Below are 12,230 nucleotides of genomic sequence, written 5' to 3'. Positions count from 1 at the left end.
GACGTGCACGAGATTGCCTGGTGGTTCGGGGTCATGTTCGAGGTGGACCGTTTCCAGAAGGACTGAAACCAGAGGTGCCCCCGGCGAATGCACTCCCTAGTCGCATTTGGTGAATGTTCCCGCCGGGGGCACCTCTGGTTTCAGTCCCCTTGTTAGCGGGGCGGTCACTGCGACATCGGGAGAAGCCTAGTCGGCATCGAGCGAGAGAAGAAGGGGGGTTTCAGTCCCCTTGTTAGCGGGGCGGTCACTGCGACTTCGTCGGGTACGGCTACTTAGACCGCGTCGCCGGAGTGGCGTTTCAGTCCCCTTGTTAGCGGGGCGGTCACTGCGACGCGAAGCGTTTTCCCGGCACGGGTGGACGCCGAATGCAATCTGTTTCAGTCCCCTTGTTAGCGGGGCGGTCACTGCGACCCCTCCCTCGGCCCTCTCTAGGTTCAATTGTATCACCACATTTGGCGATCTGTCAACCTTTGAACCTGTGCGGGAGTCTCTCGGCACCCCAAAAAAGGGGTAGAGTCCCGCAATGTAGCTTGTCATACAATTTTCACTCCGGCAAAAAGGTGTTCGAAGCTTACATCTCACCCGGCAGCGGAACCCCCATCTCGCCCATCCCGCACCAACCGCGGTCCGAGCAGGGTCCCAAATGGGCAGTCGCATTGCAACAAAAATAATGTTTTTCGGCCGATTCTGCGGGACTCTCACTGCGGTTTGAACCTAAGACGGATCGGCCTCGAGAGTCCCGCAGTCAGAAAATCGGTCGATTCCTGTCGGATCGGGGCGAATCCCGCCCTCATTCGGACTGCCCCAGTGAATTACTGCTCGACTCTCTCTTGCGTTGCACTCTTTGGGACCCCGCCGCACCTCCGGATGTGGCGCAGCGCACCCACCCCTTTTGCGGCGCTAAGACAGGGAGCCGACGAATCGCGCAGAATTGGAAGTCGGGTGACACGTGCGTCGCCCAACCAGGTCCAAGCAATAGGGGGGACACGGAGGAACTCCACCGAATGCTTTGCTCCGCTCTAACTGTCGCGGTTCTGTGCCTCAGCCTGCAGGGCCAGCCGGATCCGTCCCGGCTGGTGCGCTCCTTCGCGGGTGTACCGTCGCCCGCACCGGGCTCCAACCCGTATCTGGCCGAGTCCAAGGCCGGCGACCGCATGGTGCTCGCAAGCACCGCCTCTGTGATCGCCGACATTCCCGCGCTGCGGGCGTTGGGAGTAGACCTCTTCGTTACCAAGATGGACACGCTCGGCACTCCGGAGACGCAGGAGGGCGTGTGGAACTGGTCACGCGCCTCCGCCGAGCGCGACGCGGTCGAGCAGGCCGGCGGTGCCTGGGGTCTGTCGGTGCACGCCGCCATCCCCAACGCCTGGCAACGCACCGGCTTCCTCCGCGACTTCCTCGTTTCTGCCGAGACCGGCCGCAGCGTTCCTGCGCTTTCGCCCTGGTCGCCCGCGTTGCGCACGTTCGCCGAGCACAACTGGTCGGCTGCGGCGGCACAGTTCGGCTCGCCGCCGGTTGCCATCGTCGGGGTCCACGGCCAGTTCGGTGACGCCGGGCTGCTGGTGGGCATGCAAGGCTTGTCGGACGACCTTCGGACGCAGTGGGCCAACACCGTGGGAAGCATCGTCGAGACTCCATCCTTCTGGTGCGCCGACGATCACGCTCGCGAGGCGTTCAGCCGCGCCATGCTGACCAAGTATGGTGGGCTCGAGGAGCTGAACGAGGCCTGGAATGCAGACATCGAGACCTCGTCGCCCCTTCCGCTTCCACTCGGCCCTGAGTTCGGCTACGTGGCCCGGCTGGACTTCGTGCGCTGGTATCTCGACGGCATAACGGCCATGAGCGGCAGCTTAATGGATGTTGCCCGCGAAGCCTGCCCGAACAGTCTCCTTCTGCTACCCGTCGGCCCGCCCGACAACTCGCCGAAGATCGGCGCGGACATCACTGCGCTGTTCAAGGAGGCGGCAAAGCGCAAAGCCGTCGTTCTGCTTACCGTCGGTGGCTACCACGCCTTTGCGCGAAACCACGCTCTCACCCTCGGTTTGGCTCGGGCTGCCGCCAAGCACTACCATGTGCCCATCTGGCTGCAGTCCGCGGCCCCCTCGGATGCCAAGGGGTTCTCGCAGCGCCTTGCAGAAGCGGTCTGCATCGGCGCCTCGGGGTATCTCGATTGGCACGAGAACTGGAGCCGCCATGGCGACGCCGCGCTGCAGCTAAGCCGTTACCTGACCGTGGCGATCCCAAAGACCGATGTCGCGGTTTTGTACCCCTCTACCACGCAGTATCTCCGCCCGGACCAGTCCGCTCCGTCGCTGTATCTGCAAGGGGCCACTCTGCTTCGCGACTATGCCGATTTCGACGTTTTGGACGAGCGATTGATCCAGGAAGGCGCCCTGTCCAAGTACCGAGTGGCGATCTTGTTCGAGGGTCCCGTGTGGGATGCCGCCACGCTCTCGAGCTTGGAACGCTGGCTGAAGGAGGGCGGCGTGCTGCTCGCCTACGACTTCGGTAAGATGGCTACACCCGATGGCTCCACGGAGGCGTTCGCAGCGTTGTTCCCACAGGCGGCCACCGCCTCACCCGCCGCGCTGAAGGACGTGTACGAAGGCAAGACGCCGGACGTGTACGAGGTGGACGTAACCGACCCGAAGCAAGATTGGCTGCTGGAAGGCGACTGGTACCCGCCGGAACGTGCCGGCGACTTGCCCATTCGCTATGCCGGAGCAAACGTCTCGGTCCGACTGCCCATGAAGGAAGGGCAGGACTACTCCGTGACGATCCGTTGTTGGGTGCCGGCGGAGGCAGAGGGCTACGAGCGTCGCGTGTTTTTCGAGGGCCGTCTGCTTGGGAAACTCCCGCGCTCCGGCGAAGTGGCCTACCGTTTCGTCATCCCGTCTGCCTGGGTGACCCGCCCCGTCTGCAGGCTGTCCATTCAGTCCGACACCTGGCGTTTCGGAGAGCACCTCGCAGACTCCGAAGATCTTCGCGACATCGGTTTGGGAGTGCGGCGTGTGGTGATTCGTCGGGCCGATTCGTCGAGTGCCCCGGAGCCTTTGGTGGGTCGTTTCCGGTCCAGCGTCGAGGCGTCACAGGTCCGTGATCTTTGGTCGGCCGAGGTGGGCGATGGGCTTAGCGTGTTCTTTCCGGCTACCAGGGTGCGCATGTCCGACTATCTCGAAGTTGCTCGAATGTTGATCTACCGGCTTTCCGAGGTGGACCCGAAGCGTGAGGATGCCCTGGAGATTGACAACCGCCGTGACGGCGTGTACACCACCATGCTCTCGGACAAACTGGTGTTTTACAACACGTCATCGGCGCCCAGCACCCGAACCGTGCGCACGCCCGACGCGACCGAGTCGAGGACGGTGACTGTGCAGCCCGGGGGGACCTCTGCTACGCCCCTCGGCCCGAACACCGACGAGTTCCTGCTGCAGTGTGAGAAGTTCCTCGATCCAGGGCGCGCCGAGACCATTGCTCGCCCCGATTGCAGCCCCGGTTCTGGAGTGACCGCGCTCGTCGTTCCGGCCGACGCGCCGATCACCACGCGCTTCGAGATCAAGGCAGCGGGTAGCTACTCGCTGTTCATCCGCACGTTGCGCGGCCCCGACCTGATCACTCCGACGGTGTTGCTCAACGACCAGGTGGTTGCGCAGCCCGGACAGGGGACGCGAGAAGGCGATGTCATCAGTCTCGGCGAGGTTCGGCTGGGAGAGGGCGTGCACACGTTGACGTTGCAGGACGGCGCGGCATTCACTGCCGATTTCGTCATCGTCTCCTCCTTGCCCAACTTGAAAGGGTATCGTTTCGCCACGAAATGAGACTTCTAGGAGCGGCCCTACTCGCTTACATCCCACTCGCGTGTTTTGCAGCCGACGAAGCCAGGGTGCTGGCCGTCGCCACCGACGTTCTGGCATGCGAGCGCCTAGCCCGAGCCGTGGAGCCCTACGGGATCCGCATCGCGGTCGTCGAAGCCAGAGCGGAAACGCTCGAAGCGTTAGCTGCCGACGGCTCGGACCTTCGGAGTCAGTACGATGCGGTCTTCCTGCAGCAAGGCCGCGACCTCGCCAAGCGGCTCGGCAACTTCGATGCGATGTTGTGCGACGCGATGGCCGAGGGATTGGGGCTGGTAGTGGAGGGGGGGCCAGAAGGGTACGCGGACGCCGGGCTCCAGTCCGCGCATCTCGCCCGATGGCTGCCGGTAATCGCCGTCGCACCGGGTCCGACAGGGACGCGAACCGGAAGGGCTGACAGACCTACGGTTCAAGACGAGCATAGCGGGCTGTTGCGCTTCCTGGGGTGGGCTTCAGCCCCTACCGTCGGCTCCTACAACCTGTTGGAAGCCAGGCGCGATGCGAAGGTGCACCTCGCTGCGGACGTGTTCCCGCTGCTCGTCACGTGGCGAGTGGGCGATGCGAACATTGTCGCCTTCGCCGGGGGGCTGACCGGGACGTGGGCCGAGCGTTGGAACGGTTGGTCCTCTTTCGATGCGTTTCGCGCCCGACTCTTTCGTTTCGCAGCAGGAACCGACGAGCAGGCACTTAAGTCCATAATGCCGGTCAGGTCCAGCGGAGCGGAATAAGGCAAAATGGCAAGGAGAACTCCCTCGACGGAAAGCAGGTACTACTTCAACGAGTACAGGCACTTCCCCATCGAGAAGCTGTTCATCCCGATATTGATTGGGGCGGTGCTCGTCGGCCTGTATTTCGTCGTGAAGATGGTCATGCGATCGCAGGGTCCCGCCGCGGCTGCCGAGAAGATCATGTTCGCACTCCAGACCGAGAACCCTCGCGATCTGGCCTACTACATCAACTTCACGGAAGACGAAGATCGCCGCCTCGACTTCGGCGGCGGCATCGAGATGTACGGCAAGCAAATCATCGAAGAGCTGAAGCGGCGTGGCTACCAGGTGATCGCGTACGAAGTTAAGGAGTCCCCCGTTCAGAACAATCGCTCGACCGTTCCGATAGCGGTGCGGGTGAGGGCGCTCAAGGACGGGTCGGAGGCCACTGCCAATATCCAGCTACCCCTAGAGTTCACGGGCGGGAGGTGGCGCTACACCACCGCCGACATGCGTCGAGCGCTCGGTCTCAGTCCAGAGTGGTGACCCTTCTTACGGGTTCACAGTCACCGAGATCGTCGTCTGGAAGGGCTTTTTCACTCCGTACGCGTCGGCGATGGTCAGAGTGACCGTGTAGTCGCCCGGCACGCGGAACCGGTGATATACGGCAGGGCCTTCCGTTTCCATCTGCACGCCGTCTCTGTCGTCCCAGTCCCAGTAGAACAAGAGCGGGGTCACCCCTGCTTGCCCCACTGCGAGAAAGGCGGGTTCGTCGTCCCTCGCGAGGTTGGTGTTCATGGACAGGATCTCCCCCGAGATGGGGGTTGCATCGTTGATCGCCGTGATCTCGCCCACATAGAACGTGGTCGGCGCATCCGCGAAGAAGCGGAAGCCATTGATACGCCCGTTAGTGCGGTCGAAGCCCGGGATTTTGGCAATCGGCAGCGCATAGCCATGCCATCCGGATTGTGCGTGGTAGTGACGGTATACGCGGAAGAACACCTCGGACAACTTACCGTCATCGGTCGAGATGAGCACACGCAGATTCCGAACGCTGATGGGGGTTGCGTCCCCCGTACCGATCTGGCCGCTACCGCGGACGCTCCCGCCTGAAGGCCCGGGTCCCGGAGGCCCGCCCTTCGTCGGTCCACCTCCCATCGGCCCGCCGACCGTGGGGCCCACACCTCCGCCGGTGCCGTAGCCTCCGCCCGTGGCAGCTTCCGGCAGGTACACGTAAAACACCATGAGGTTGTTCGGGTCCGCAGCGAGGCTTTTTACGTCCACCGGCCTGTCCAGCGCGATCTGTCCTCCGCTGAAGTACCCGCGGGTCGTAACCTTGATGGAATGCCCTCCCGTGCGGGCAATCTCCTTCGACTCGACGGCGGCACCGGCCCCCCAAGGACCGAACGTATAGCCGTTCTCTGCCCCAGCTCCGCCGCCATAGATCGTCACCGCGCCGAAGGCGCTCGCCGCGAGCATAGCCGCAACCATCGTCGTTCCTACTCCGAACAACCTCGTCATCTGCCGTACCTCCTTCTGGTACCCATCGTCGGGAGAGACGCTCAGCCCCTCCACTGAAGCCTTTCGATGCTCGATGCCCTACCGGTCTCGTCTTCGATCTCCAAGACGACCGCGCACACCACCGGTTCCGAGTTAGCCACCTCGAAGCGAGCGGGCATCTGCGTAGTGAACTTGCGCAACACGGTGTCTTTGTCCATCCCTATTACGGAATCCTGCGGGCCGCACATCCCCACATCGGTGATGTAGGCCGTCCCTCCCGGCAATACTCGCTCATCGGCGGTCTGCACGTGCGTGTGCGTGCCCACGACGGCGGACACGCGGCCGTCTACGTACCAGCCGAAGGCCTGCTTCTCGGAGGAAGTCTCTGCGTGGAAGTCCACCAGCACGCATCGGGCGCTCACTTGCTGAAGCAGGCTGTCCACACACCGGAACGGATCGTCGTAGTCCCCGACGAACACGCGCCCGCACAGGTTGAGGACGGCTAACGGTTGCCTACCCGCCGGATACTCCCCCATCCCTCGACCGGGAACGCCCGGTGGCATGTTGGCGGGGCGGAGAATGCAGGGCTCGCTGTCCAGGTAATCGTAGACTTCGCGCTTTTGCCACGCATGGTTGCCGAGGGTCATCACGCGGATTCCTAGCCCGAAGATGTCGCGTGCGATGGATGCCGTGATTCCGATCCCACCGGCTGCGTTTTCCCCGTTCGCTATCACGATGTCGGGCCGGAAGCGTTCAGTCCAATCGCGAATCACCGAGGCGACGCCACGCCGCCCCGGTCTGCCCACGATGTCTCCGAAGAACAGAACGCGCAAGTGCCACTCCAGCCTTGTCGGTGGTCGAGAGGCTAGATTGTAGCACTGTCGTCTACTGCTCCTCCCCGAACACGCGCTCCGCCGCATCCCGCGCCACGTCTTCCGGAAAACCCCGTCGCGCCAGCGCGGCGAATGCCCGGGGCAAGTCGCGCTTCCCAGTAGAACGGAATTTGTGCGTCAGCCAGGCAACTGCAGTAGCCACCTCTTTCTCTGGTGACAGTTCCCGTTGGATCGCGCGATCGATCGCGCTTTCCGAGTAGCCTGCCTGCTCCAGCCGGATGCGGATGCGGAGACTGCCGTAGCCCCGCCGTAAGCCGTCGCCAATCAAATTCTCGATATCCCGACTTTCGTTCACGAAGCCACTTTCGGCGAGGCTGGCCACCGCCTTCGCCGCAGCCGCATGGTCGCAGCCCTCCGCCGCCAGGCGCGCGACGAGCGCCGACTTGGAGTACGGCCCCCGCAGCAACAGGCGACCTGCCCGACTCATCGCCTCTTTGTATGCTTCGTCAGCCGCCTCGGACTCGCTCATTCAATCTCGACCACCGCGGTGCGCTCTGCGGGCAGGCTCGCGCCTTCCTTCATCTTCGCGCGCACTGCCGCGTCGATCTCGTCGGCCAACTGCGGGTTGTTGTCGAGGAACGCCCTCGCGTTGTCGCGCCCCTGGCCGAGTCGCAGATCCCCGAAGTTGTAGTAGGTGCCGGTCTTGCTGATCACGCCCGTTGCGAGGCCTACGTCAATGATGTCCCCAGTGCGCGAGATGCCCTGGCCGAAGATCATGTCCACCTCCGCCGTGCGAAACGGAGGCGCAACTTTGTTCTTCACGACCTTGATTTTGGTCCGCGCTCCGTACTGATCGGTTCCGCGCTTCAGCATCTCGCCGCGTCGCACCTCCAGGCGAACCGAGGCCCAGAACTTCAGCGCCCTCCCTCCCGGCGTTATCTCGGGGTTGCCGTACATTACGCCGATCTTCTCGCGGAGCTGGTTGATGAAAATCGCTGCGGTGTTCGACTTATGAACGCTGCCGCCCAACTTGCGGAGCGCCTGAGACATCAAACGCGCCTGCACGCCGACGAACGTGTCGCCCATCTCCCCCTCAATCTCCGCTTTGGGCACCAGGGCGGCAACGGAGTCCAAAACGACAACGTCCACCGCACCGCTGCGCACCACCGCATCCATAATCTCCAGGGCCTCTTCACCCGTCGCGGGTTGTGCAATGTAGAGGCTCTCTACGTCTACGCCCAGCCTGCGCGCGTATTCCACGTCCAGTGCGTGTTCGGCGTCCACGAAGAGCGCCAATCCGCCGGCCTTCTGCGCTTCTGCCACGATGTGCAGTGCGAGGGTGGTCTTGCCCGAACTCTCCGTTCCGTACAGCTCGGTGATGCGCCCGCGCGGCACGCCGCCGACTCCGATCGCCAGGTCCACCGAGAGCGACCCAGTGGAGATGGCCGACACCTCCGGCAGTTTTCCTTGTCCGAGCTGCATCACGGCGCCGCGACCGAAGTTCTTCTCGATCTGCGACAGCGCAACTTCGAGCGCGCGTGCCTTCTCCTTGCTTAGCTCATCGGTCATCGTCATTCCCTCATTCCTTTCCCAGCGCGAAGCGCGCCAGCGCCGTGTACTTCGATCCGCCCGGGCCCAACCGACTTTCCATCAGCACGAAGCTCTCGCCCGAAGAAAGCCCGATGCCGCGCAACGGACTCGCCTCGAAGGCTTCGGCAACTCCCCGTACCGGCTCCTTCACCCGTCCCACGGTGACGTGCGCGCGGAAAGGCTTGGGCTCCCTATGGATGCCAATCGAGTGTAGACGAAATTCTACCATTTCTGCAAGTCCGGCGACCTGCTGCTCCTGCTCCGGCGAACAGCCAGCCCACAGCACTCGCGGACGCTTGGCATCCGGGAACGCGCCCCAACGGCTCGGCTCGAAGGGGCAGGCTCCGTAGGAAATGCTCTCCACAGCCTGCCGCACCTCTGCGACCCGATCCTCGCTCAACTCGCCCAAGAATCTCAGGGTGATGTGAAGGTTCTCGGGCACTACCCACCCGACGCGTCCCCCGCTGATGCGGGACTGCAGCTCCAACACCCGTTTGGCGAGATGTTCCCTCGGCTCTCGGTCCATCTCCAGCGCCAGAAAGACCCTCATCGCGCCTCCAACAGCTTGGCGCGCAAGAGGGTTAGTGCAGCCTGCCGTGACCGCCGTCGCACGTCCTCCCGTCCCCCGAGGAAACGGTGCCTCACCACGTCTACTCCCACCGGCCCGGCGATGCCGATGAACACCAGACCGACCGGCTTCTCGTCCGTCCCGCCGGTGGGCCCCGCGATCCCCGTTATGGAAAGCGCCCAAGTGGCGCCCGTCGCAGCGCGCGCGCCACTTGCCATCGCGCGTGCACACTCCTCGCTCACCGCACCGTGTCGCTGCAACACCTCTTCCGGGGCCCCGAGCAGCTTCTGCTTGAGATCGTTCGAGTAAGTGATGAAGCCACCGAGGAACACGTCGCTGCTTCCCGGGACCTCGGTGATGGCCGCTCCGAGACCCCCGCCCGTACAGCTCTCGGCACATGCAAGCGTCTCGTTGCGTTCTCGCAGGATCCCAATCACGGCTTCCTGCAGCGTCGTCTCGTCCACCCCGTACACTGCATCGCCGAGGATCGCTCGCAGCTCGTGCTCGGCGTGGTCCAGCAGTCGTTCAATCTCCTCGGAGTCGTTGCTTCGCGCAGTGATGCGAAGATGCACCTCACCCAGGTGGGCCAAGGGGGCGATCGTAGGGTTCTCGCTTTTCAGCAGCGGCCTCACCATCTCCTCGACGACGCTCTCACCGATGCCGACGACTCGCACGACACGCGACACGATGCGCACCCCAGCGCTCAGACGGCTGAGCCGAGGCAGCACGTGGTTCTCCAGCATCGGGCCGAACTCGCCGCGCGGCCCGGGCATCGCGATGGCGATCTTGCCCTCGCGCTCCAGCCACAGGCCGGGGGCGGTGCCATTGGGGTTGGGGATCGCCTCTGCGCCCTCCGGCTTCATCGCTTGACGAAGCTGCGAGTCCACCCATCGCAGCCCTCGAGCTTCGAACAAAGTGCGGAGCCCCTGCTCGATAGTCGGGTCGTGCACGAGCGGCGCGCCGAACGCCGCTGCGATACCCTCGCGGGTCAGATCGTCTTCGGTCGGCCCAAGTCCTCCAATAGTGATAACGACGTCTGCCCTCGAACGCGCAAGCCGAAGCGCATCGGTTACCCGCTGCAAATTATCACCGACGGTCTGCCGGTGCGTACATCCGACGCCGATCTCGGCCAGCCTCCGACCGAGTACCGGCGCATGCGCATCCACGATCTGCCCGAGCAATAGCTCCGTGCCGACCGACACGATTTCGGCATTCATCGGCTACTCGATCCCCAGCGTCGCCGCTACGCCGCGCATCGCGTCCAAGCAGTTCTGAACGTGTTCTTCGAAGGGGATCCCCAGCTCCTCCGCCCCCTGCAACATTTCCTCTCGGCTCACAGCAGCCGCAAAGCTCTTGTCCTTCATCTTCTTCTTGACGCTGGAAACTTCGACTTCCGTGATACTGCGCGAGGGCCGCACGTACGTGACCGCCAAGATGAACCCCGACAACTCGTCCACGGCGAACAGGCAGCGTTCCATCAGGCTTTCGCGCTGGATTCCCGTGCGCTCGGCGGCGTGCGATCCGATGGCTCGGATGATCTCGGGCGGCCAGCCTTCGTCCTTCAGGATGCTCATTCCGACCAGAGGGTGTTCCTCGGCGGTGGGGTGCTTTTCGTAATCGAAGTCGTGCAGCAGGCCGACGATGCCCCACACCTCCGGGTCCTCACCGTACTTGGCGGCGTAGTGGCGCATGCAGGCCTCCACCGCGAGCATGTGCTTGCGCAGGCTCTCGGTTTCGGTGTGGCGGCACATCAGATCCCAGGCCTCTTGCCTCGTCTTCATAGGGTGGATTGTACTCCGGTACACTTACCGAGCAATGCGCACGCCGATACTCTGTTACCACAAGGTCGGCGAACCTCACGAGCGATTCCTCAACGTGAGCGTGCGGGACTTCCGCAGGCAGGTCGCCTTCCTCGCGCGCCGCTACCGACTGATACCCCTCCGAGATCTGTATGCAGCCGAGGGGCGGTGCGTGGTGCTCACGTTCGACGATGCGTATGTGTGCTCCACGGAGCCGCTGCTGCAGGCCGCCAAAGACCACGATGCCACGGGCACGGTGTTTCCTGTCACCGCGTTCGTGGGAGATATGAGTCGGTGGGATGGAGAGAACGCGCGCCAACTCGCCGACTGGGATTCACTGACTCGCCTCCGCGATGCCGGGTACGAGATCGGCAACCACACCCACACCCACGCCGACCTTTCCGCACCCATCCCCTCGGTGTGCGGGTCGGAGAGAACCGCAGGTGAACGCCCAGCGCCCGGACCCGTCATGCTGAGCCCGTCGAAGCATGACGTCGCCGACCGCCTCGCTCGCGCCGATAGCCGAGAGCGCGCGGCAACCGAGAGCATGCTTCGACAGGCTCAGCATGACGAAACGGGGTGTCGGCACGACATGTCGGGGGCGCAGCGTGAGACGGCTAGGTCCGCGGCCGAGGAGATGGGGTTCGACGAGCCGAGAGACGGTGAGAGCGGGATCTGGGCCGAGATCGCCGCGGCGGAGGAGGAGTTGGTTCGGTGCATCGGTGTGCGACCAAAGACCTTCGCCTACCCCTTCGGCCGTTACGGAGAGGTGGCGGTACGCGCCGTGCGTGCAAGGGGATACCTCGCTGCCGTCACCGTCCGATTCGGCATCGCGGGCGACCGGCACGACCCCCACATCCTGCCACGCATTCTGATCAGCTACTCCGACGGCCTCGCCGGCCTGTTGTACAAGCTTTACATCCGCCCGCTGTTACAGGGCAGGAGGTAAATGACAATAGCACACGTCATCGACGTCCGCACACGCGGCAACACCGACATCGTGGACATCACGCCGCAGCTCTTGCAGGCCGTGAGGGAGAGTGGGGTCAAGGAAGGTATCGTGTGCGCAGCAGTCGTCGGTTCCACCGCCTCGCTCACCACCGTGGAGTTCGAGCCGGGGCTCGTCGCCGACCTGCAGCGTGCGTTCGAGCAACTCGCCCCGAAAGACGTGGTCTACGCAGGGTTGTTAAGACTTAAGCCCTAGTCCCCCCCCCCGGCGAAATCCTGACAGCGGTCAGGAGTCGTGATACAATACCGTCGCATACTAATCCGTGCGAGTGGTGGCCATGTTTAGTTTCATCACTTGGTCTATTGGCCCAGAGAAGGGCACGATGGACGAAGCGGCTCTCACCGTGGCCGCTCGGCGGAGCTCGAGGCTCAGG

The 12,230-nt window shown here is 63.7% G+C and carries 12 protein-coding genes and 1 CRISPR repeat array; of the genes, 5 read left to right on the top strand and 7 right to left on the bottom strand.

The annotated features are described in order from the left end of the window. Positions 1–137 precede the first annotated feature (137 nt). Positions 138–411: direct repeats of the CRISPR family, unit length 37 nt; unit sequence GTTTCAGTCCCCTTGTTAGCGGGGCGGTCACTGCGAC. Positions 412–1,004: 593 nt separating this feature from the next. Genes HRF45_02855 through HRF45_02845 form a run of 3 tightly spaced genes read left to right on the top strand, consistent with a single transcriptional unit; the run spans position 1,005 to position 5,104 of the window. Next, the gene (locus HRF45_02855; protein ID MEP0765469.1) at positions 1,005–3,818 is read left to right on the top strand and encodes a hypothetical protein; all 2,814 of its coding nucleotides are present in this window, start codon (positions 1,005–1,007) and stop codon (positions 3,816–3,818) included. Continuing rightward, positions 3,815–4,579: a hypothetical protein gene (locus tag HRF45_02850; protein ID MEP0765468.1), complete on the top strand. Its 765-nt coding sequence runs from the start codon at positions 3,815–3,817 to the stop codon at positions 4,577–4,579. The genes HRF45_02855 and HRF45_02850 overlap by 4 nt, the downstream gene beginning before the upstream one ends. A 6-nt stretch (positions 4,580–4,585) precedes the next feature. Beyond that, the gene (locus tag HRF45_02845) at positions 4,586–5,104 is read left to right on the top strand and encodes a hypothetical protein (protein MEP0765467.1); all 519 of its coding nucleotides are present in this window, start codon (positions 4,586–4,588) and stop codon (positions 5,102–5,104) included. 6 nt (positions 5,105–5,110) lie between these two features. Here the strand turns inward: HRF45_02845 and HRF45_02840 are convergent, their stop codons facing one another. The 7 genes from HRF45_02840 to HRF45_02810 are packed head-to-tail and all read right to left on the bottom strand — an operon-like array spanning position 5,111 to position 10,830. Beyond that, positions 5,111–6,079 (bottom strand): hypothetical protein, encoded by a 969-nt coding sequence (locus HRF45_02840; protein ID MEP0765466.1) that lies wholly within the window; start codon positions 6,077–6,079, stop codon positions 5,111–5,113. Between the two features lie 41 nt (positions 6,080–6,120). Beyond that, a complete protein-coding gene (locus HRF45_02835; GenBank protein ID MEP0765465.1) occupies positions 6,121–6,891 on the bottom strand; it encodes a TIGR00282 family metallophosphoesterase in 771 nt (256 codons plus the stop codon). 52 nt (positions 6,892–6,943) lie between these two features. Then, complete coding sequence (locus HRF45_02830; protein ID MEP0765464.1) at positions 6,944–7,420, bottom strand: RecX family transcriptional regulator; 477 nt, start codon at positions 7,418–7,420, stop codon at positions 6,944–6,946. Beyond that, on the bottom strand, positions 7,417–8,460 hold the full coding sequence (gene recA / locus HRF45_02825; GenBank protein ID MEP0765463.1) for a recombinase RecA: 1,044 nt from the start codon (positions 8,458–8,460) through the stop codon (positions 7,417–7,419). The genes HRF45_02830 and recA overlap by 4 nt, the downstream gene beginning before the upstream one ends. Positions 8,461–8,470: 10 nt before the next feature. Next, entirely contained in the window at positions 8,471–9,031 is a 561-nt protein-coding gene (gene thpR, locus HRF45_02820) for an RNA 2',3'-cyclic phosphodiesterase (GenBank protein ID MEP0765462.1), read from the bottom strand. Next, entirely contained in the window at positions 9,028–10,266 is a 1,239-nt protein-coding gene (locus HRF45_02815) for a competence/damage-inducible protein A (protein MEP0765461.1), read from the bottom strand. Before HRF45_02815 ends, thpR begins: the two co-directional genes overlap by 4 nt. 3 nt (positions 10,267–10,269) lie before the next feature. Continuing rightward, positions 10,270–10,830 carry an HDIG domain-containing protein gene (locus tag HRF45_02810; GenBank protein ID MEP0765460.1) on the bottom strand — a complete coding sequence of 187 codons (561 nt, stop codon included), beginning with the start codon at positions 10,828–10,830 and terminating at the stop codon, positions 10,270–10,272. Between the two features lie 34 nt (positions 10,831–10,864). Between HRF45_02810 and HRF45_02805 the strand changes: the two genes are divergently transcribed. Both HRF45_02805 and HRF45_02800 read left to right on the top strand, forming a co-directional pair. Continuing rightward, positions 10,865–11,797 (top strand): polysaccharide deacetylase family protein, encoded by a 933-nt coding sequence (locus HRF45_02805; protein ID MEP0765459.1) that lies wholly within the window; start codon positions 10,865–10,867, stop codon positions 11,795–11,797. Continuing rightward, positions 11,798–12,052 carry a YjbQ family protein gene (locus HRF45_02800; protein MEP0765458.1) on the top strand — a complete coding sequence of 85 codons (255 nt, stop codon included), beginning with the start codon at positions 11,798–11,800 and terminating at the stop codon, positions 12,050–12,052. Positions 12,053–12,230 lie beyond the last annotated feature (178 nt).

This window comes from Fimbriimonadia bacterium, from assembly GCA_039961735.1.
In the GTDB taxonomy this organism is placed as follows: Bacteria; Armatimonadota; Fimbriimonadia; order Fimbriimonadales; family JABRVX01; genus JABRVX01.
This window is presented reverse-complemented; position numbering and strand designations above follow the sequence as displayed.